Annotated in this window: 18 protein-coding genes; 11 read left to right on the top strand and 7 right to left on the bottom strand. The window is 68.1% G+C overall.

Going from position 1 to position 20,510, the window contains the following annotated elements; genetic code table 11:
- The first annotated feature begins 47 nt into the window (after nt 1-47).
- The 10 genes from uvrA to BBA86_RS06215 all read left to right on the top strand — a co-directional run bounded on the left by uvrA (nt 48) and on the right by BBA86_RS06215 (nt 11,383).
- Nucleotides 48-2,933, top strand: a complete 2,886-nt coding sequence (gene uvrA / locus BBA86_RS06260; RefSeq protein WP_065570777.1) for an excinuclease ABC subunit UvrA — start codon at nt 48-50, stop codon at nt 2,931-2,933.
- Nucleotide 2,934: 1 nt separating this feature from the next.
- On the top strand, nt 2,935-4,854 hold the full coding sequence (uvrC, locus tag BBA86_RS06255) for an excinuclease ABC subunit UvrC (RefSeq protein WP_065570776.1): 1,920 nt from the start codon (nt 2,935-2,937) through the stop codon (nt 4,852-4,854).
- A gap of 33 nt (nt 4,855-4,887) precedes the next feature.
- Nucleotides 4,888-5,760: an RNase adapter RapZ gene (gene rapZ / locus BBA86_RS06250; RefSeq protein WP_065570775.1), complete on the top strand. Its 873-nt coding sequence runs from the start codon at nt 4,888-4,890 to the stop codon at nt 5,758-5,760.
- Nucleotides 5,761-5,816: 56 nt separating this feature from the next.
- Nucleotides 5,817-6,794 carry a DNA-binding protein WhiA gene (whiA, locus tag BBA86_RS06245; RefSeq protein ID WP_065570774.1) on the top strand — a complete coding sequence of 326 codons (978 nt, stop codon included), beginning with the start codon at nt 5,817-5,819 and terminating at the stop codon, nt 6,792-6,794.
- A 113-nt stretch (nt 6,795-6,907) separates the two neighbouring features.
- Complete coding sequence (locus BBA86_RS06240; RefSeq protein ID WP_065570773.1) at nt 6,908-7,534, top strand: superoxide dismutase; 627 nt, start codon at nt 6,908-6,910, stop codon at nt 7,532-7,534.
- Nucleotides 7,535-7,671: 137 nt separating this feature from the next.
- A complete protein-coding gene (gap, locus tag BBA86_RS06235) occupies nt 7,672-8,682 on the top strand; it encodes a type I glyceraldehyde-3-phosphate dehydrogenase (RefSeq protein ID WP_065570772.1) in 1,011 nt (336 codons plus the stop codon).
- A gap of 2 nt (nt 8,683-8,684) precedes the next feature.
- Nucleotides 8,685-9,902, top strand: coding sequence for a phosphoglycerate kinase (locus BBA86_RS06230; RefSeq protein WP_065570771.1), 1,218 nt, complete (start codon nt 8,685-8,687; stop codon nt 9,900-9,902).
- A complete protein-coding gene (tpiA, locus tag BBA86_RS06225) occupies nt 9,890-10,681 on the top strand; it encodes a triose-phosphate isomerase (protein WP_065570770.1) in 792 nt (263 codons plus the stop codon). The genes BBA86_RS06230 and tpiA overlap by 13 nt, the downstream gene beginning before the upstream one ends.
- A gap of 97 nt (nt 10,682-10,778) precedes the next feature.
- Complete coding sequence (gene secG / locus BBA86_RS06220) at nt 10,779-11,027, top strand: preprotein translocase subunit SecG (protein ID WP_065570769.1); 249 nt, start codon at nt 10,779-10,781, stop codon at nt 11,025-11,027.
- Entirely contained in the window at nt 11,027-11,383 is a 357-nt protein-coding gene (locus BBA86_RS06215; protein ID WP_065570768.1) for an RNA polymerase-binding protein RbpA, read from the top strand. Before secG ends, BBA86_RS06215 begins: the two co-directional genes overlap by 1 nt.
- 35 nt (nt 11,384-11,418) lie before the next feature.
- Here BBA86_RS06215 and pgl read toward each other — a convergent pair whose 3' ends face one another.
- From pgl to tkt, 5 genes are read right to left on the bottom strand one after another with little or no spacing between them, the layout of a single operon-like run.
- Complete coding sequence (pgl, locus tag BBA86_RS06210) at nt 11,419-12,198, bottom strand: 6-phosphogluconolactonase (protein WP_065570767.1); 780 nt, start codon at nt 12,196-12,198, stop codon at nt 11,419-11,421.
- Between the two features lie 7 nt (nt 12,199-12,205).
- Complete coding sequence (locus BBA86_RS06205; protein ID WP_065570766.1) at nt 12,206-13,138, bottom strand: glucose-6-phosphate dehydrogenase assembly protein OpcA; 933 nt, start codon at nt 13,136-13,138, stop codon at nt 12,206-12,208.
- Nucleotides 13,135-14,682, bottom strand: coding sequence for a glucose-6-phosphate dehydrogenase (zwf, locus tag BBA86_RS06200; protein ID WP_065570765.1), 1,548 nt, complete (start codon nt 14,680-14,682; stop codon nt 13,135-13,137). The genes BBA86_RS06205 and zwf overlap by 4 nt, the downstream gene beginning before the upstream one ends.
- A gap of 3 nt (nt 14,683-14,685) precedes the next feature.
- Nucleotides 14,686-15,798, bottom strand: coding sequence for a transaldolase (gene tal / locus BBA86_RS06195; protein WP_065570764.1), 1,113 nt, complete (start codon nt 15,796-15,798; stop codon nt 14,686-14,688).
- A complete protein-coding gene (gene tkt, locus BBA86_RS06190; RefSeq protein ID WP_065570763.1) occupies nt 15,795-17,876 on the bottom strand; it encodes a transketolase in 2,082 nt (693 codons plus the stop codon). The genes tal and tkt overlap by 4 nt, the downstream gene beginning before the upstream one ends.
- 222 nt (nt 17,877-18,098) lie before the next feature.
- On the opposite strand from tkt, the gene BBA86_RS06185 reads away from it, so the two are divergent.
- Complete coding sequence (locus BBA86_RS06185; protein ID WP_065570762.1) at nt 18,099-19,025, top strand: heme o synthase; 927 nt, start codon at nt 18,099-18,101, stop codon at nt 19,023-19,025.
- A 21-nt stretch (nt 19,026-19,046) separates the two neighbouring features.
- Here the strand turns inward: BBA86_RS06185 and BBA86_RS06180 are convergent, their stop codons facing one another.
- Both BBA86_RS06180 and BBA86_RS06175 read right to left on the bottom strand, forming a co-directional pair.
- On the bottom strand, nt 19,047-19,421 hold the full coding sequence (locus tag BBA86_RS06180; RefSeq protein ID WP_065570761.1) for a dinucleotide-utilizing enzyme: 375 nt from the start codon (nt 19,419-19,421) through the stop codon (nt 19,047-19,049).
- 95 nt (nt 19,422-19,516) lie between these two features.
- Complete coding sequence (locus BBA86_RS06175) at nt 19,517-20,440, bottom strand: COX15/CtaA family protein (RefSeq protein ID WP_065570760.1); 924 nt, start codon at nt 20,438-20,440, stop codon at nt 19,517-19,519.
- Nucleotides 20,441-20,510: the final 70 nt, after the last annotated feature.

Here is a 20,510-nt window from a genome sequence, read left to right as displayed (position 1 = left end):
GAGCGAAGACCGGAGCCGGTGTCGGTGGCCCAACCTAGGATTGTTCGGTGCCCATCGTCCCCGTTCCCCACGCCTCCAAACTCAGTGTCCGCGGCGCCCGCGTCCACAATCTGAAGAACGTCGACCTCGAGATCCCGCGCGATTCGTTGGTCGTCTTCACCGGCTTGTCCGGGTCGGGCAAATCGAGTCTCGCCTTCGACACGATCTTCGCCGAGGGTCAGCGGCGGTACATCGAGTCGCTCAGCTCCTACGCGCGGCAGTTCCTGGGGCAGGTGGACCGTCCGGACGTCGACTTCATCGAAGGTCTCAGCCCCGCCGTCTCGATCGACCAGAAGTCGACCAACCGCAACCCGCGCTCGACGGTGGGCACGATCACCGAGATCAACGACTACATGCGGCTGCTGTGGGCGAGGGTCGGAGTGCCCCATTGCCCCGAGTGCGGTGAGCGCATCCAGCGACAGACGGTCCAGCAGATCGCCGATCAGCTCATGGAGCTGCCCGAGCGGACGCGGTACCAGATCGTCGCCCCCGTCGTGTCACAGAAGAAGGGCGAATTCGTCGACCTCTTCAAGGAGCTGTCGGCGAAGGGCTACGCCCGCGCGATCGTCGACGGCGCGGCTGTGCAGCTCGCCGAGCCGCCGACCCTGAAGAAGAGTTACAAGCACGACATCGCAGTCGTCGTCGACCGCCTCGTCGCGAGCCCCGACATCCTGACTCGTGTCACCGACTCGGTGGAGACGGCACTCGGCCTGGCCGGCGGCATCCTCCAGGTCAACTTCGTCGACGAAGAGGGTGACGACGCGTGGCAGAGCTACAGCGAGAAGCTCGCCTGCCCGAACGGCCACGCCCTGCAGCTCACCGAGATCGAGCCGCGGACCTTCTCGTTCAACGCACCCTTCGGCGCCTGCCCCGCCTGCTCCGGGCTCGGCACGCGCATGTCCGTCGACACCGAGCTACTCCTCGGCGACGAGGAACTCTCCATCGCCGAGGGCGTCATCGTCCCGTGGACGACCCAGGGCAAAGGGCTGTTCCAGTACTACGAACGCCTGCTCGTGGGGCTCGCCGACGACCTCGGCTTCTCCCTCGACACTCCGTGGAAGAAGCTGCCCGCCGACATCCAGGACGCCGTCCTGTCGGGTGAGAACTACAAGGTCACGGTCAAGTGGAAGAACCGCTACGGACGCGAGATGCGCTACGCGTCCGGGTTCGAGGGCGTGATCCCCTACATCGAGCGCCAGTTCACCCAGGCCGAGACTGACACGCAGCGCCAGCGGTGGTCGGAGTTCCTGCGTGAGGTACCGTGTCCGGTCTGCAACGGCGACCGGCTCAAGCCCGAGGTCCTGTCGGTCCTCGTCCACGGGCACTCCATCGCGGATGCCTCGCGGCTCAGCCTCGGGGAGGCGCAGGCCTTCTTCGCCGACATGGCCCTCACCGACCGCGAGGCGACGATCGCGGCTGCGGTGCTCCGAGAGATCCGCGCCCGTCTCGACTTCCTCATCCAGGTGGGACTGAACTACCTGAGCCTCAGCCGCGCCGCGGGCTCGCTCTCGGGCGGTGAGGCGCAGCGCATCCGTCTCGCGACGCAGATCGGCTCCGGCCTGACGGGCGTGCTCTACGTCCTCGACGAGCCCTCGATCGGGCTGCACCAGCGCGACAACCGTCGACTCATCGAGACGCTCGTACGTCTCAAGAGCCTCGGGAACACGCTCGTCGTCGTCGAGCACGACGAGGAGACCATCCACGCGGCCGACTGGATCGTCGACATCGGCCCGCGCGCGGGTGTTGAGGGCGGCAACGTGGTCCACTCCGGTCCCGTGGAGCAGCTCCTGACGGATGAGGAGTCCATCACGGGCGCCTACCTCAGCGGACGCCGCGCGATCGCGATGCCGAAGAAGCGTCGGAAGATCGACAAGGGCCGCCAGCTGCGTGTCGTCGGTGCGCGAGCGAACAACCTCCAGAACGTCACGGTGGACTTCCCCCTGGGCGTCCTGACCGCCGTCACCGGCGTGAGCGGGTCTGGCAAGTCGTCTCTCGTGAACGGCATCCTCTACGAGGTCCTCGCGACAAAGCTCAACGGAGCTCGTCGCGTCGCCGGCAAGCACACCCGTGTGACCGGCCTCGAGCACCTCGACAAGGTCGTCCACGTCGATCAGGCGCCCATCGGGCGGACGCCCCGCTCGAACCCGGCCACGTACACCGGCGTCTTCGATCGGATCCGATCACTGTTCGCCGAGACGACCGAGGCGAAGACGCGCGGCTACCAGCCGGGTCGATTCAGCTTCAACGTCAAGGGCGGCCGCTGCGAGGCGTGCTCTGGTGACGGCACGATCAAGATCGAGATGAACTTCCTGCCCGACGTCTACGTCGACTGCGAGGTGTGCCACGGCCAGCGCTACAACCGCGACACCCTGACGGTCCACTACAAGGGCAAGAACATCGCCGAAGTGCTCAACATGCCGATCTCCGAGGCAGCCGAGTTCTTCGAACCGATCCAGGCGATTCACCGGTACCTCAAGACGCTGGTCGACGTCGGTCTGGGCTACGTCCGACTCGGGCAGTCCGCGACGACGCTCTCGGGCGGCGAGGCGCAGCGCGTCAAGCTCGCCACCGAACTGCAGCGTCGGTCGAACGGCAGGACGATCTACGTCCTCGACGAGCCGACCACGGGCCTCCACTTCGAAGACGTCCAGCGCCTGCTCGAAGTCCTGAACAGCCTCGTCGACAAGGGCAACTCCGTCCTCGTCATCGAGCACAACCTCGACGTCATCAAGTCGTCGGACTGGGTCATCGACCTCGGCCCCGAGGGCGGGTCCGGCGGCGGCACGATCGTCGCGACGGGCACGCCGGAGCAGGTCGCGGCGGTTCCCGAGAGCCACACGGGTCAGTTCCTCGCCGAGCTCTTGGACGTGGCGCCCGCGCGCAAGGCGGGCTGAGGTGGCCTCCGTCCTGCCGTACAAGCCGAAGCCGGGGGAGATCCCCACCGACCCCGGCGTCTATCGGTTCCTCGACGCGGACGGCCGGATCCTGTACGTCGGCAAGGCGAAGAACCTGCGCGCGCGGCTGTCGAACTACTTCGCGCCGCTCCACACGCTGCACGAGCGCACGCGCCGCATGGTGACGACGGCCGCGAAGGTCGAGTGGACGGTCGTGGCGACCGACATCGACTCGCTGCAGCTCGAGTACACCTGGATCCAGGAGTACTCGCCGCCGTTCAACGTCCGGTACAAGGACGACAAGTCCTACCCCTACATGGCGGTGACCCTCGGCGACGAGGCGCCGCGGGTGATCGTGACGCGGAACCGCCGCATCCGCGGGGCGAAGTACTTCGGTCCGTACCCGAAGGTGTGGGCGGTCCACGACACCATCGATCAGCTCATCAAGGTCTTCCCGATCCGCACCTGCAGCGACTCGTCCTACAAGAAGGCGATGGCGACGGGGCGGCCGTGCTTCCCCGGTCAGATCGGCCGATGCGGCGGCCCGTGCTCGATGAAGGTCACCATCGAGGAGCACCGCGCGATCGTCGATGACTTCATCGCGTTCATGTCGGGCAGTGACAAGCGCTACACGAAGCGAATGGAAGCGCGCATGCGCGAAGCCGCCGCCGCCATGGATTACGAGACCGCGGCCTCGTACCGCGACAAGCTGCAGGCTCTCGACGCCGTCCTCAACCGCAGCGCACTGGTCCTGAGCGAGGACACGGATGCCGACCTGTTCGGCGTCGCCGAGGACGAGCTCTCCGCCGCGGTCCAGCACTTCATCGTCCGCGGCGGACGCGTGCGCGGCGTGCGCGCGACCACGATCGACAAGGAGCTCGACATCTCCGGTCCCGAGCTCGTCGACCAGATCCTTCAGCGTGCCTACGGGGCGGCCGGGGCCGAGGACATCCCCCGGCAGGTGCTCGTCCCGACCCTGCCCGACGACACCGCCGAACTCGAGGAATGGCTGCAGTCGCGGCGAGGCAAGAAGGTCACCGTCCAGATCGCCCAGCGCGGTCAGAAGGCGGACCTCATGCGCACGGCGACCCTGAACGCCCAGCAGGCCCTCATGCTGCACAAGACCCGCAGGACGAGCGACTACACGTCTCGGACCAAGGCGCTCACCGACCTGCAGGAGGCGCTCGGAATGTCCGAGGCTCCGCTGCGGATCGAATGCTTCGACGTCTCGCACCTCGGCGGAACCGGGGTGGTCGCCTCCATGGTCGTCTTCGAGGACGGGCTGCCCCGCAAAGATCAGTACCGCTCCTTCTCGGTGAGCGAGACCACCGACGACACCGACTCCATGTACCAGGTGCTCATGCGGCGGCTCGCCCACATCGATCGGGACGAGGCGGAACAGGACGCGGTCGATCCGACGGCCGAGGGCGAGGTGGATTCCACGCGCAAACGGCCCCGCTTCGCGTACCGCCCGCAGCTGCTCCTGGTCGACGGCGGTCAGCCTCAGGTGGCAGCCGCAGCCCGCGCGCTCCGCGACTCGGGCCATGAGGAGATCGCCCTGTGCGGCATCGCGAAGCGGCTCGAGGAGGTGTGGCTCCCCGACGACGACTTCCCGGTGATCCTGCCGCGCTCCTCCGAGGCCCTGTATCTCCTGCAGCGTCTGCGCGATGAGGCGCACCGGTTCGCGATCACTCATCAGCGCAAGAAGCGCGGCCGCGACATCACGACGGTCCTCGCGGAGGTCCCCGGGCTGGGGGAATCGCGGATCAAGGCGCTGCTCCGTCATTTCGGTTCGGTGAGCAAGCTGAAGCAGGCCTCTCCGGAAGAGATCCAGGAGCTTCCCGGCATCGGCCCTCGGCTGGCCTCCAGCATCCATTCTCATCTCGCCACCGGTTCGGTCGCGGGCGGGTCCGGTGGTTAGGCTGAGTCCACACGCGTGAAGGGCGGAGCAGGAATGGACGGCCAGACGGCAGGCGAGGTCCTGATCGTCACGGGCATGTCCGGCGCCGGCCGGACGACCGCGGCGAACGCTCTCGAGGATCTCGACTGGTACGTCGTCGACAACCTTCCGCCGCAGATGCTGTCGCACCTTCTCGACTTGACGGCTCTCGCGGCAGACGCCCTTCCGAAGGTGGCCGCCGTCGTGGACGTCCGCGGGCGCCAGCTGTTCGGCGAGCTCCCGTCGGTGACACGTTCGCTTCGGGACGGACGTCAGCTGCGTGTCCTGTTCCTGGATGCCGCCGATGAGGTGCTCGTGCGCCGCTTCGAGGCCGTACGGCGCCCGCATCCCCTGCAGGGGGAGGGGACGATCCTCGACGGCATCCGACGCGAGCGCGAGCGGGTCGCGGCGATCCGGGAGGCCGCCGACGTCATCGTCGATACGAGTGCGCTCAACATCCATCAGCTGGCGAACCGGATCGTCGACCTGTTCAGCGCGGACGGCGACGCCCGTCACACGGTCTCGGTGATGAGCTTCGGCTTCAAGTACGGCCTTCCCCCCGACGTCGACCTCGTGGCGGACATGCGCTTCCTGCCGAATCCGTACTGGGACCCGTCCCTGCGCGCCCTGACGGGGGAGGATGACGCCGTCCGCGACTTCGTTCTCGAGCAGGAGGGCGCTCGCGAATTCATCGATACCTATGCGGCGGCTCTCCATCCCGTTCTGCAGGGGTACCAGCGTGAGAACAAGCGACACTCGGTTGTCGCGATCGGCTGCACCGGCGGCAAGCACCGATCAGTGGTCACGGCGATCGAGCTCGGCGAGCGTCTGGCCGCGGAATCCGGCGTCGCGGTGAGGGTCACGCACCGCGACCTGGGTCGCGAGTGACCGGTGCGCGAGTAAGCTGATCCTTTGTCCCCGATCGCCCCCACCGAAGGATCGCCGTGCCGCTGACTGCTGACGTGAAGACGGAACTCACCTCGGTCCGTGATCCCCGGCCCACGGCGCGCGTCGCAGAGCTGACCACGATCCTCCGGTTCTCGGGAGGGCTCCACTCCATCGCGGGTCGGGTAGCCGTCGAGGCGGAGGTCGAGACCGACATCCTGGCCCGCCGCGTCGCCCGCGACCTCGTCGAGATCTACGGTGTCCGTCCGGAACTGGCTCACGTGCAGTCCTCGGGCGGACGCGCTGCCAATCTCGTCGCCGTTCGCGTCATCGAGGGCGGTGAGACCCTCGCTCGGCAGACCGGTCTGCTCGACAACCGTCGCCGTCCTGTCCGCGGTCTTCCCAACAAGCTGACCACCGGAGCGCGCCCGGATCTCGCCGCCGTGTGGCGCGGGGCGTTCCTCGCCGCCGGGACCCTGTCGGACCCCGGCCGCTCCGCAGCACTCGAGGTGGCATGTCCCTCCGGCGAGGCGGCGATGGCACTCGTCGGCGCCGCACACCGCCTCGGTATCGCCGCGAAGGCCCGCGAAGTGCGCGGGGTGCCTCGCGTCGTCGTCCGTGACGGCGAGGCGATCCGCGCCACGCTGCTCATGATGGGCGCGCAGAAGACCGCCGCCGCGTGGGAGGAGATGCGTCAGCGTCGGGAGGTGCGCGCGGGGGTGAACCGCCTCGTCAACTTCGACGACGCCAACCTGCGCCGGTCCGCGCAGGCCGCCGTCGCTGCCTGCGCGCGTGTGGAGCGCGCGCTCGAGATCCTCGGGGACACCGTCCCCGACCACCTCAAGCAGGCCGGCGACCTCCGCCTCGCGCACCGGGATGCGAGCCTCGACGAGCTCGGGCACCACGCCGATCCGCCGCTGACGAAGGATGCCGTCGCGGGCCGCATCCGCCGTCTCCTCGCGATGGCGGATAAGAAGGCCGCGCAGGACGGGATCCCTGACACGGAGTCAGCCGTCCCCGCCGGTCTCGAGGACTGACGGGATACATCCCCTCTTCCCGGGAAGCAACCGGGTGCCCGGTGAGTTGGTCCTCAATAGGATGAATCCGACCGGCCGCGCCGCGTGCGCGGCACCGACAGAAGGAAGAGGACATGGCGAAGTACACCCTGCCTGAGCTCCCGTACGACTACTCCGCGCTCGAGCCGAGCATCAGCGGCAAGATCATGGAGCTTCACCACTCGAAGCACCACCAGGCGTACGTCACGGGAGCCAACACCGCCCTCGAGCAGCTCGCGGAGGCGCGCGAGACCGGCAACCTCGCGAACGTCAACAAGCTCGAGAAGGACCTCGCGTTCAACCTCGGCGGACACGTCAACCACTCGATCTTCTGGACCAACCTGGCTCCCGCGTCGCAGGGCGGCGGTGGCGAGCCCGAGGGCGAGCTGCGCGCAGCCATCGACGAGTTCTTCGGCGGCTTCGACAAGTTCCAGGCGCACTTCACCGCGGCTGCCACGGGCATCCAGGGCTCCGGCTGGGCCGTCCTCAGCTGGGACCCCATCGGCCAGCAGCTGATCATCCAGCAGCTGTTCGACCAGCAGTCGAACACCGCCCAGGGCACCGTCCCGATCTTCCAGCTCGACATGTGGGAGCACGCCTTCTACCTCGACTACCTCAACGTCAAGGCGGACTACGTCAAGGCGGCATGGAACATCGCCAACTGGCAGAACGTCGCACAGCGTCTCGACGCCGCGCGCGAGAAGACGGCGGGCCTGCTCTAGTAGTAGGGTCGTTCACAGGTGAGGATGCCGGGCTCCTCCCGGCAACGGGGGCTGAGCCCCGGCATCCTCTCTCATTTCCAGCACATCGCGGGTCGACCCCGTCCATGGGGCGTGCGCGAAGAAAAACGGGAGACAACGTGTCTGTCAAGATCGGCATCAACGGCTTCGGCCGTATCGGACGCAACTTCCTTCGCGCGGCACTCGCGCAGGGAGCTGACCTGGAGATCGTGGCGGTGAACGACCTCACCGACAACAAGAGCCTCGCTCACCTCCTCAAGTACGACTCGGTCGGTGGTCGCCTCGACGCCGAGGTCTCGTACACCGAGGACTCGATCAACGTGAACGGCAAGACCATCAAGGTCTTCGAAGAGCGCGACCCCGCCAACCTGCCCTGGGGCGACCTGGGCGTCGACATCGTCATCGAGTCGACCGGTCGCTTCACCAAGGCGGCCGACGCCAAGAAGCACATCGACGGCGGCGCGAAGAAGGTCATCATCTCGGCGCCGGGCACCGACGTCGACGGCACCTTCGTGATGGGCGTCAACGACGGCTCGTACGACTCCGAGACGATGCACGTCATCTCGAACGCGTCCTGCACCACGAACTGCCTCGCCCCGATCGCCAAGGTCTTCAACGACAACTTCGGCATCGAGCGCGGCTTCATGATGACCGCCCACGCGTACACCGCCGACCAGAACCTGCAGGACGGCCCCCACGGCGACCTGCACCGCGCCCGCGCCGCCGCGATCAACATCGTCCCCGCCGCCACCGGTGCGGCCAAGGCCATCGGCCTCGTCCTCCCCGAGCTGAACGGCAAGCTGAGCGGGTCGTCGTACCGCGTCCCCGTGCCCACCGGCTCGATCGTCGACCTCACGGTCGTCACCCCGACCGAGGGGCTGACCGCCGAGGTCATCAACGCGGCATTCGAGAAGGCTGCAGCCGAGGGCGAGCTCGTCGGTTACCTGAAGTACAACACCGACGCGATCGTCTCGAGCGACATCCAGCTCGACCCGCACTCGTCGGTCTTCGACGCGGGCCAGACCAACGTCTCGGGCAACCTCGTCAAGATCTCGTCGTGGTACGACAACGAGTGGGGCTACTCGAACCGTCTCGTCGACCTCACCGAGCTCGTCGCCAGCAAGCTCTGACGATGGCTCTGCGCACCCTCGATTCGCTGGGTTCGCTCGCAGGCAAGCGCGTCATCGTCCGTGTTGACTTCAACGTCCCCCTGAAGGACGGCGTCATCACGGACGATGGCCGCGTGCGTGCGGCCATCCCCACGCTCCGTGCGTTGGTCGAGCAGGGGGCGCGCGTCATCGCGGTCTCCCACCTCGGTCGTCCGGACGGGGCGCCTGACGCGAAGTACAGCCTCGCGCCCGTCGCGACGCGACTGTCCGAGCTGTTGGGTCAGGACGTCGCTTTCGCCACCGACACCGTGGGCGACTCGGCCCGTGATGTCGTCGCGGGCCTCGAGGCCGGCCAGGTCGCCGTGCTCGAGAACCTCCGCTTCGACGCCGGCGAGACGGCGAAGGACGACGCGACGCGTCGTGGCTTCGCCGAGCAGCTCGCGGCGCACGGCGATGCGCTCGTCTCCGACGGGTTCGGTGTCGTTCACCGCAAGCAGGCGTCGGTCTACGACCTCGCGGAGCTCCTCCCATCGGCTGCCGGCCTCCTGATCGAGAAGGAGGTCGACGTCCTCGATCGCCTCACCGAGCGTCCCGAGCGTCCGTACGCGGTCGTCCTGGGCGGTTCCAAGGTCAGTGACAAGCTCGGTGTCATCGAGCACCTCCTGCCGCGCGTGGACAAGATCCTCGTCGGTGGCGGCATGCTCTTCACCTTCCTCGCGGCCCAGGGCCACAAGGTCGGCAAGAGCCTCCTCGAGGTCGACCAGCTCGACACCGTCCGCGGATACATGGAGACGGCGCGCGAGCGCGGCGTCGAACTGATCCTTCCGGTCGATGCCGTGATGGCGTCCGGTTTCGCAGCCGACGCGGACCACGTCGTGGCATCCGCCGATGCCCTCGAAGACACCGATTTCGGTGCGGACGGCATGGGCCTCGACATCGGACCGAAGACGGCCGAGCTGTTCGCCGACGCGATCCGCGGGGCGAAGACGGTCTTCTGGAACGGGCCCATGGGCGTGTTCGAGATGGCAGCCTTCGCCGCGGGGACGAAGACCGTCGCGCAAGCCCTCACCGAGGTCGACGGTCTGTCCGTCGTCGGGGGCGGCGACTCAGCGGCCGCCGTGCGTCAGCTGGGCTTCACCGACGACGCCTTCGGCCACATCTCCACCGGTGGTGGAGCCAGCCTCGAGTTCCTCGAGGGCAAGAAGCTCCCCGGATTGGAGATCCTCGGATGGGAAGCGTGACCCGCACCCCGCTCATCGCCGGCAACTGGAAGATGAACCTCGACCACCTGCAGGCGGTCGCCTTCGTCCAGAAGCTGCACTGGACGCTGAAGGATGCCGCGCACGAGACCGACTCGGTCGAGGTCGCCGTGTTCCCGCCGTTCACCGACATCCGCACGGTGCAGACCCTCATCGACGCCGACAAGATCCCGTTCGCCCTGGGTGCGCAGGACGTGTCGACGAAGGACTCCGGCGCCTACACCGGTGAGGTCTCCGGCGCGTTCCTCAAGAAGCTCGATGTCAGCTACGTGATCATCGGTCACTCCGAGCGTCGTGAGTACCACGCGGAGTCCGACCAGGTCGTCGCCGGCAAGGTCCAGGCCGCGCTGCGGCACGGCCTCGTTCCGGTGATCTGCGTCGGCGAGACACTCGAGCAGCGCGAGGAGTCCGGCCCCACGGCCGTGTCCGTCGCGCAGTTGCGTGCCGCTCTCGAAGGTGTGGCCTCCGACGCGGACGTCGTCGTCGCCTACGAGCCCGTGTGGGCCATCGGGACCGGTCAGGTCGCGTCGCCCGAGCAGGCTCAGGAGGTCTGCGCGGCGCTGCGTACTGTGGTCGCGGAGTCGCTGGGGGAGACCGCTGCCGAGCGCACCCGCATCCTGTACGGCGGATCGGTGAAGTCCGGCAACATCGCGAGCTTCATGCGCGAGCCCGACGTCGACGGCGCCCTCGTCGGCGGCGCGAGCCTCTTGGCGGACGAGTTCGCCGCGATCATCCGATACCAGAAGCACGTCGGCGTATGAGCTCGAGCGGTGCGGCGCCTCACGGCGTCGCACCGCTCAGCCGGTATACTCGTGCGAACGCTGAGTCACTCGGCGACCCGAAAGGCTTTCAACGACTGTGGACATCCTCCAGCTTGTGCTGCAGGTGCTGCTGGGAATCACCAGCCTCCTGCTCACGCTTCTGATCCTCCTGCACAAGGGACGCGGCGGCGGCCTCTCCGACATGTTCGGAGGCGGCATGAGCTCCGCCATGGGCTCCTCGGGCCTGGCCGAGCGCAACCTCAACCGCTTCACCGTGGTGCTGGCGCTCATCTGGTTCGTCGCCATCGTGGCGCTCGGGCTCATCACCAAGTTCCAGAGCATCTGATGGCAACCGGGGGAAACGCTATCCGGGGCACGCGCGTCGGCGCCGGTCCCATGGGGGAGCAGGATCACGGCCACCACGCCGACCGCGTGGCGGTGTCCTACTGGGACGCGCTCGGCAACGAGACGGTGCGCTACTTCGCCGCCGGGATCGCCGAGGAGGAGATCCCCGAGACGATCGATTCGCCTCACTCCGGTCTCCCCGCCGGCCGCGACAAGGCGAACCCGCCTGCGGTCGCGAAGACGGAGCCCTACAAGACGCACCTCGCCTATGTGAAGGAGCGACGGACGGACGAGGAAGCCGAGTCGATCCTCGGCGACGCGCTCCAGCAGCTTCGGGAGCGGCGCGGCCAGGACTGAGCCTCACTCGACTCTTCGACAGACCCCGGGTTCTTTCAGAACTCGGGGTCTATCAGTTCCTCCGGTACACCCTGAGCGGCCGCCTCATCGACGAAGAACACGGTCTGCTTGCGGCCTTTCGCGCCAGCCGCTGGAACGGAGTGGTAACTCGCACCCGCGAGCGCGAGTCCGAGAGCGGATGCCTTGTCCGTGCCGGGCAGGACGAGCCACACGCGCCGCGACGAGTTGATGACCGGGCGCGTCAGCGTGATGCGGTCGGACGGCGGGACGGGCGAATCGCGCACAGCGAGGACGGAGTTCTCGGTGTCGCCGATCTCGCCCCGATCGGGGAAGAGCGAGGCGATGTGGCCGTCCGGACCGACGCCGAGGAAGGCGATGGTGAACCGCGGCCACGCCTGCTCCGCGGTACCGTGTGCGGCGAGCTCCGAGGCGTAGTCGGCGGCTGCCTCGTCGTGGCTGCGGCCCGTGCCGGCAGCGGCGATCGGGTGGACGTTCCGGGTCGGGACGTCGATGCGGGAGAGGAATGCCTCCCGCGCCGCGTTCTCGTTGCGGGCGGGGTCATCCGCCGGCACGAACCTCTCGTCGCCCCACCAGAAGTGCACGTTCGACCAGTCGACGTCGTGCCGAGCGGGGCTCTCTCCCGCCGCCTGCAGGACGGAGGTGCCCGCGGTGCCGCCGGTCAGGAGGACGTGCGTCGTCTTCCCTTCGGCGGCACGCGACGAGATCCGTTGGAAGAAGCGCCTCGCGACACCTTCGGCCAGGGCCCGGGCATCCGGGCTGACGACGACGCGCTTCTCCGCGCGGAACTCCGACATGCGACTCCTACCTCGTGGGAGGGTCGAGGAGCTCCCACCCTTCGGTGATCACTCGACCATACAAGAGGTCCGGGTCGAGGCGACGCAGCTCCTCCGCCAGGCATTCGCGGAGCGATCGACGCGGCAGCACGATGTCGTGCGTGGGCTGGCCCGGCTGCGTGAGCGTGGCATCCGTCGCGTTCGTGCGCTCCAGGACGATGTCGCCGGACGAGCGGGACAGCGTGACGGAGCGGATGCCGTGAGCCCATTCCTCTGCGTCGGTATAATGCCACTCCACGGCCACGTCGAGCTTCAGCCGCAGCCACGCGGCCAGGAGTCCCGTGGACGGCGAGCTGCCGGCACCCACCACTCGGACGGCCGTCACCGGCTCGAACGGCGGCTGGTCCAGGACCGCGGCCAGTTGCTCGCGCCAGTGCGTCAGACGCGTCCAAGCGAGGTCGGTGTCGCCGGGCTCGTAGCCGGAGCCGAGCTGCTCGAGACGGTCAGGCGAGAACGGCTCCGTCGAGGCATCCGTGATGCGTCGCTTCGCGATGCGACCGATGGGGGAGTGCGCGGTGTCGGTGGGCGGGTCATCCGGCCACCAGGCGACGACAGGGGCGTCGGGCAGGAGGAGCCCGTTGATGAGGCTCTCCTGGTTGCCGGCGGCCGCGCCACGGGCACGCAGCACGACGACCTCGCTCGCGCCCGCGTCGCCGCCGACGCGGATCTGCGCGTCCAGTCCGGTCGGAGCGTCGGGTTCGACGACGAGGACGATGACGCGCATCGGGTGTTCACGGGATGCCGCATTCGCCGCATCGATCGCTTCCTCGTCCAGGCCGCCTGTCGAGACGATCACGAGGGTGAGGACGCGTCCGAGGGCGACGGCGCCGCCCTCTTCGCGCACGCTCACGAGCTTCTTCGCGATCGTGGACACCGTGGTGTCGGGCAGATCGACGATCATGGACGCCTCCAGACGCGGCCGTCGCGGGCCAAGAGCTCATCGGCGGACGGGGGACCCCAGGAGCCCGGGGAGTACTGTTCGAGCGGCTCGTCCTGCTCCGCCCAGTACTGTTCGACCGGATCGAGGATGCGCCAGGACAGCTCGACTTCCTCGTGCCGGGGGAACAGCGGCGGATCGCCGAGGAGGACGTCGAGGATGAGTCGCTCGTAGGCCTCGGGGCTCGATTCGGTGAACGCGTGGCCGTAGCCGAAGTCCATGGTCACGTCGCGGACCTCATTGCCGGCACCGGGCACCTTGGAGCCGAACCGCAGCGTCACGCCCTCATCGGGCTGGATGCGGATGACGAGCGCGTTCTGCCCCAGCTGCAGCGCCTGCGAGCGCAGGAACAGCAGGGGAGGAGTGTGCTTGAAGACGACAGCGATCTCGGTCACGCGGCGGCCCAGGCGTTTGCCGGTCCGCAGGTAGAACGGCACACCGTTCCACCTGCGCGTGGCGATCTCCAGCTTGATGGCGGCGTACGTCTCGGTGCGCGACTGCGGGTCCATGCCGTCTTCGTCGAGGAAGGCGGTGACGTCCTCCCCGCCCTGCCACCCGCCGGCGTACTGTCCGCGAGCCGTTGCCGTCGAGAGGTCCTCGGGCAGCGTGACCGCGGCGAGCACCTTCTCTTTCTCGGCGCGCAGGTGCTCCGCGTCGAGCGAGATGGGTTCCTCCATCGCGGTGAGGGCGAGGAGCTGCAGCAGGTGGTTCTGGATGACGTCGCGGGCGGCGCCGATCCCGTCGTAGTAGCCCGCACGGCCGCCCACGCCGATGTCCTCGGCCATGGTGATCTGCACGTGGTCGACGTAGTTGGCGTTCCACAGCGGCTCGTACAGCTCGTTGGCGAAGCGCAGCGCCAGGATGTTCTGGACCGTCTCCTTGCCGAGGTAGTGATCGATCCGGAAGATCGCGTCGGCGGGGAACGCGACTTCGAGGGCCTCGTTCAGCTCCCGCGCGGTCTGCAGGTCGCTGCCGAACGGCTTCTCGATGACCACGCGACGCCACGTGTCGCCGTCCGCGTGCTCGTCGACGAGGCCCGAATCGCGCAACTGTCGCGCGACGACGGGGAAGTCCTTCGGAGGGATCGAGAGGTAGAAGGCGTGGTTGCCCATCGTGCCGCGCTCGGTGTCGAGCTTCTCGACCGTCTCACGGAGACGGCTGAAGGACGACGGGTCGTCGAACTCGCCCTGGACGAACCGGATGCCCTGCAGCAGCTGGTTCCAGGTCTCCTCGCGGAACGGCGTCCGAGCGTGCTGGCGCACCGCCTCGTAGACCACCTTGGCGAAGTCCTGGTCCTCCCAGTCGCGTCGGGCGAACCCGACCAGTGCGAAACCGGGCGGGAGAAGCCCGCGGTTGGCGAGGTCGTACACGGCAGGCATGAGCTTCTTGCGTGACAGGTCACCCGTCACGCCGAAGATCACGAGCGCACTCGGTCCCGCGATGCGGTTGAGCCGACGATCGTCGGGGTCGCGGAGGGGGTTGGTCCCCCGCGAGATCTCCACAACCATCGCTCAGCGCGCGCTGTCGAGGGCCGCGCGCACCGTGCTCTGCAGGTCATGCCAGGACACGATGAACTTCTCGACACCCTCATCCTCGAGCACCTGAGTGACGTCGACCAGGTCGACGCCCGCCTCGGCCAGCTGGTCGAAGACGCGGTGGGCGTCCTCGTACGCACCCGTCACCGTGTCGCCGGTGACCTTCGCGTGGTCGAACGTGGCCTCGAGCGTCTTCTCGGGCATGGTGTTGACCGTACCCGGGGCGACCAGTTCGGTCACGTAGAGGGTGTCGGGGAGCGCGGGATCCTTGACGCCGGTCGATGCCCACAGGGGGCGCTGTACGTTCGCGCCGGCGGCGATCAGTTCCGCAGCGTCCGACTCCGCGAACCGCTTCTCGAACAGCTCGTAGGCGAGACGTGCGTTCGCGATGCCCGCCTTGCCCTTCAGCGCGGCTGCCGCGTCGGTTCCGACCGCCTCGAGGCGCTTGTCGACCTCGGTGTCCACGCGCGACACGAAGAACGAGGCGACCGAGTGGAGGGTCGAGATGTCGTGACCGTTCTGCTTGGCCCGGCGGACGCCGTCGAGGTAGGCGTCCATCACGGCGGCGTAGCGCTCGAGGCTGAAGATGAGCGTCACGTTGACGGAGATCCCCTCGGCCAGCACGGCGCTGATCGCAGGCAGACCGGCGAGGGTTGCGGGGATCTTGATGAGGGCGTTGGGGCGGTCGACCTTGGCCCACAGCTCCTTGGCCTGCGCGACGGTCGCGTCGGTGTCGTGTGCGAGATCGGGGGAGACCTCGATCGACACCCGACCGTCGACGCCGTCCGTGCGGTCGAACACGGGACGGAAGATATCCGCGGCGTCGCGCACGTCGGTGGTGGTGATCTCGAAGATCGCCGTGTCGACGTCCGCACCCTTGCCCGCGAGCGCCTGGAGAGGCGCGTCGTAGGAGTCGTCCTCCTTGTTGCCGATGGCAGCCTGGAAGATCGACGGGTTGGTCGTGACGCCCACGACGTCGCGGGTCTCGATCAGCTGAGCGAGGTTCCCGGTGTCGATGCGCGACCGCGAAAGGTCGTCGAGCCAGATGCTGACGCCGGCGGCGGACAAGTCCTCAGTGGGGGTGCTCATGCGTTCTCCTTGACGGTTGCGCGGGCCGCTTCCACGACCGCATCGGCGGTGACGCCGAACTTCTCGAACAGGGTCTTGTAGTCGGCGGAGGCGCCGAAGTGGTCGATGCCGACGGTGCGTCCGCGGTCGCCGACGACCGCGCGCCAGAGCCCGGTGGCTCCCGCCTCGACCGAGACGCGGGCCTTCACCGACGAGGGAAGGACCGAGTCGCGGTACTCCGAGTCCTGCTCGGCGAACCATTCGAGGCTGGGCGCCGAGACGACGCGGGCGCCGATCCCTTCGCCGGCGAGAGTCTCACGGGCGGCAACGGCCAGCTGCACCTCGGAGCCGGTGGCGATCAGAATCACGTCCGGCTCTCCCTCCGGCGCATCGAGCAGCGTGTACGCGCCCTTGGCGACTCCCTCGGTGGTCGCGTAGCCGTTCTCGCCGCGCGGGAAGACGGCGATGTTCTGGCGGGTCAGGGCGATGCCGGTCGGTCCGTCCTGGCGCCGCAGGATCTCGAGCCAGGCAGCGGCTGTCTCGTTCGCGTCTGCAGGACGCACCACCGTGAAGTTCGGGATGAGGCGCAGGGTCGCGAGCTGCTCGATCGGCTGGTGCGTCGGGCCGTCCTCGCCGAGGGCGACGGAATCGTGAGTCCAGACGAACACCGAGGGGATGTTCATGAGCGCAGCCAGTCGCACCGCGGGACGCATGTAGTCGCTGAAGATCAGGAACGTGCCGCCGAACGGACGCGTCGGCCCGTGCAGCTTGATGCCGTTGATGATCGCGCCCATGGCGTGTTCGCGGATACCGAAGTGCAGCACACGGCCGTAAGGGTCACCCGACCACTCATGGGTGGACCACTCGGACGGGATGAAGCTCTTCGCGTCTTTGATCGTGGTCAGGTTGGACTCGGCGAGGTCAGCAGATCCGCCCCACAGCTCGGGCAGTTCAGCCGCGAGAGCGTTGATCACGACACCCGAGGCGGCGCGGGTGGAGACATCCTTGCCCGGCTCGAAAGAGGGAAGTGCGTCAGCGATGCCGTCGGGGAGCGTCGCCGCTTCGAGTCGGTCGAGGAGGGCCTTGCGCTCCGGGTTGGCGGCGGCCCAGGCGTCGAACGACTCCTGCCAGGCCACACGGTCGGTCGCGGCGCGATCGGCCAGTGAGCGTGTGTGCGCCAGGACGTCGTCGGCGACCGCGAAGCTCTGTTCGGGATCGAACCCGAGAACCTTCTTGGTGCCGGCGAGCTCGTCCGCTCCCAGCGCGGAGCCGTGGATCTTGCCGGTGTTCTGCTTGCCGGGTGCGGGCCAGCCGATGATCGTCTTGAGGACGATGAGAGAAGGCTTGGAGGTCTCCGCTTTCGCGGCCTCGATCGCCGCGTGGAGGGCGGCGACGTCTTCGACGTACTCGCCCGTCTTCTTCCAGTCGACCGTCTGGACCTGCCAGCCGTAGGCCTCGTACCGGGCCTGAACGTCCTCGGTGAACGCGACGTTCGTGTCGTCCTCGATCGAGATCTGGTTCGAGTCGTAGATCGCGATCAGGTTGCCGAGCTGCTGGTGCCCGGCGAGCGAACCGGCCTCGGAGGTGACGCCCTCCTGCAGGTCGCCGTCACCGGCGATGACGAAGACGTGGTGGTCGAACGGCGAGGTGCCGGCATCCGCCTCGGGGTCGAAGAGACCGCGCTCGTAGCGCGCGGCGTAGGCGAAGCCGACAGCGGAGGCGAGCCCCTGGCCGAGCGGGCCCGTGGTGATCTCGACGCCCTTCGTGTGGCCGTACTCGGGGTGGCCGGGGGTGAGGGAGCCCCACGTGCGCAGCGCCTTCAGATCGTCCAGCTCGAGGCCGAATCCGCCGAGGTAGAGCTGCACGTACTGCGTCAGCGAGGAGTGCCCCGCCGACAGGATGAACCGGTCGCGGCCCAGCCAATGAGTGTCGGAGGGATCGTGGCGCAGGACGCGCTGGTAGAGCAGGTAGGCCGCGGGCGCGAGGCTCATAGCAGTCCCCGGGTGGCCGTTACCGACCTTCTCGACGGCATCCGCCGCCAACACCCGTGCGGTGTCAACCGCGCGTCGATCGATCTCGTCCCAAACCAGCTCTGACACCTGGAAACCTTTCGTCGGTGATTCCGCGCAGACGGCCGCTGATCTCGGAAGAAGAGGGAGCGTCCCGCGCCGGGATTTTCAGCATATCGATGCGGACCCCCCGCCGAGGCCGGGGTGGCGCTCTGTGACGTGCGCTGTGAGCGAAGTGCCGAGGCATCCGCGCAAGGGACCGTCCATGACGGATGCCGTAGACTCGGTAGGACGATCTACACGGCAGGGGCGATGGCACTCACGGACACCGGCGCGCGCGTATCAGCGCCCGCCCGACAGTCGGTCGGCCGCACCGTCCGCGCGTACATCCAGTTGACGAAGCCTCGTGTCCTCGAGCTCCTCCTGGTCACGACCATTCCGGTGATGTTCCTGGCGGAGGGCGGCCTTCCCAACCTCTGGCTCATCGTCGCGACCGTCCTCGGCGGCGCTATGAGCGCGGGTTCGGCGGCATCCTTCAACATGTACCTCGATCGCGACATCGACGCTCACATGAAGCGGACGGAGAACCGTCCCCTCGTGACCGGTGAGGTGTCGCCTCGTGGTGCGCTCGTCTTCTCGTGGACCCTCGCCATCGTCTCGACGGTGTGGCTCTGGGCGTCCACGAATTGGGTGGCTGCCGCCCTCAGCGCCGGCGCCATCTTCTTCTACGTCGTGATCTACACGATCCTTCTGAAGCGTCGCACCGAGCAGAACATCGTCTGGGGCGGCATCGCCGGTTGCTTCCCGGTCATCATCGGTTGGTCCGCCGTCACGGGCTCGCTCGCGTGGACGCCGTTCATCCTGTTCCTTCTGGTCTTCCTCTGGACGCCGCCGCACTATTGGCCGCTGTCCATGAAGTACAAGGGCGACTATGCCGAGGTCGACGTTCCCATGCTGGGGGCCACGCGCGACGGCGCACAGGTCGGTCTGCAGGTCATCCTCTACGCCTGGGCGACGGTCGCGAGCTCGCTGCTGCTGATCCCGGTCGCGGGGATGGGGCTCGTCTACACCGTGTCGGCCCTCGTCTTCGGCGGCTGGTTCGTCTACGAGTCGCACGTCCTGTACGCACGCGCCGTCCGTGGCGAGAAGATGCAGCCGATGCGCGTGTTCCACGCGTCGATCACCTATCTGACCCTGCTGTTCGTCGCCATCGCGGTCGACCCGCTGCTGCCGTTCTGACGCAACGGGTCGACCGGTCGATCAGCGTGCGGCCCCGTCGAGGACGGGCTGCTCGGTCGTCGCAGACGCGTCGGACGCCTCGGTCTCGATCTCGTCGTCGAATGATTCGGCCACGGGAGCGACCTGCTCGCGCGGCGTTGCGAACGCACGCAGGGAGCCGAGCGTGAAGGCCAGAAGCAGGCCGATCGCGCCGACACCGATCAGGATCGCGCCGAGGACGGCCCAGATCTGCCCGACATAGACCTCCACGCCGGTCGCGGTTCCGGCGGTGAGCGCGGTCTCCATCGTCCCGAGCTTGTCGATCAGGATGACGGCGCCGGCGGCGCTGGATGCGAGGGAGCCTGCGACGAGCAGCCAGAACGGGATGCTGCGGGTCAGGCGGGGGCGGGTGTTCATCGAATCTCCTCCGGGTCGGAGCCGCCCGGATTCAGGCGGCCCGGGCCACTGTTCCCGACGGACCCTGACGGGAGTGATGCGGACCCTATGAGATGTCAGTGAGACGACGCCGCCGCCGCCACCGGTGCCTTGAGGCGCAGGATGACGACCGTCATCGTGGCCGCGGTCAGCGCAGCGAGCACCATGTGCACGCCGACGGCGATCTCGGGGAGGCCGTTGCGCGCCTGGTAGAGGCCGACGGCGATCTGCACGACCTCGGCGGCGAACAGCACGGTGACCCAGGTGCGCGGACGAAGCCGTCGCGCCCACGCGACGCCCAGGAGAACGACCGTCAGGGCCAGGAGGGTGTAGCCCGGCCAGGCGTGCACGTGCTCGAGGATTTCGGCATCGAAGCCGTTGCGCCCGGCGGCGGCGTCACCCGAATGAGGCCCGGCGCCCGTGGTCAGAACGCCGAAGCCGATCGTCACGGCGAGAACGGCTGTCGTCAGGTGAGCCACACGGGAATACCAGGCGGGAACGACCCGCTCGCGCGGACCCGCCGGCTCCTTCATGCGGACCAGGAACGCGGCGCAGACGCAGACGAGGATCAGGGACACGACGTAGTGGAAGCCGACGATGAAGGGGTTGAGGCCCGTCAGGACGGTGATGCCGCCGACGATCGCCTGCGCGACGACGCCGCCGAGGACGATGAGCGCCAGGACGAACAGGTCGCGACGAGCTCGCCGCATCCGCCACACCAGCACCACGACGATCAGCGCGAGGATGCCGACGAGTCCCGTGAGCGTGCGGTTGCCGAACTCGATCACACCGTGGATGCCCATCTCGGGCGTCGCGACGAGCGACTCCGGCGTGCACGTCGGCCATGTCGGGCAGCCGAGGCCCGAGCCGGTGAGTCGGACGGCGCCGCCGGTGCCGATGATGAGCGTCTCGGCGATGAAGGAGAGCCAGGCGACCAGACGCAGCAGACGCGGCATCCGCGTGACGGGCGGGGCGGTCGGTGTCGACGCGGTGATGAGCATGGGGTCGCCTCCGGGCGCGGGCCGGCACGCCGCGGGGGACGGCCGTGCCTGTAGAATGAAGCAGTCGGCG

It is taken from the genome of Microbacterium oleivorans, from assembly GCF_001691565.1.
Taxonomy (GTDB): Bacteria; Actinomycetota; Actinomycetes; order Actinomycetales; family Microbacteriaceae; genus Microbacterium; species Microbacterium oleivorans_B.
This window is presented reverse-complemented; position numbering and strand designations above follow the sequence as displayed.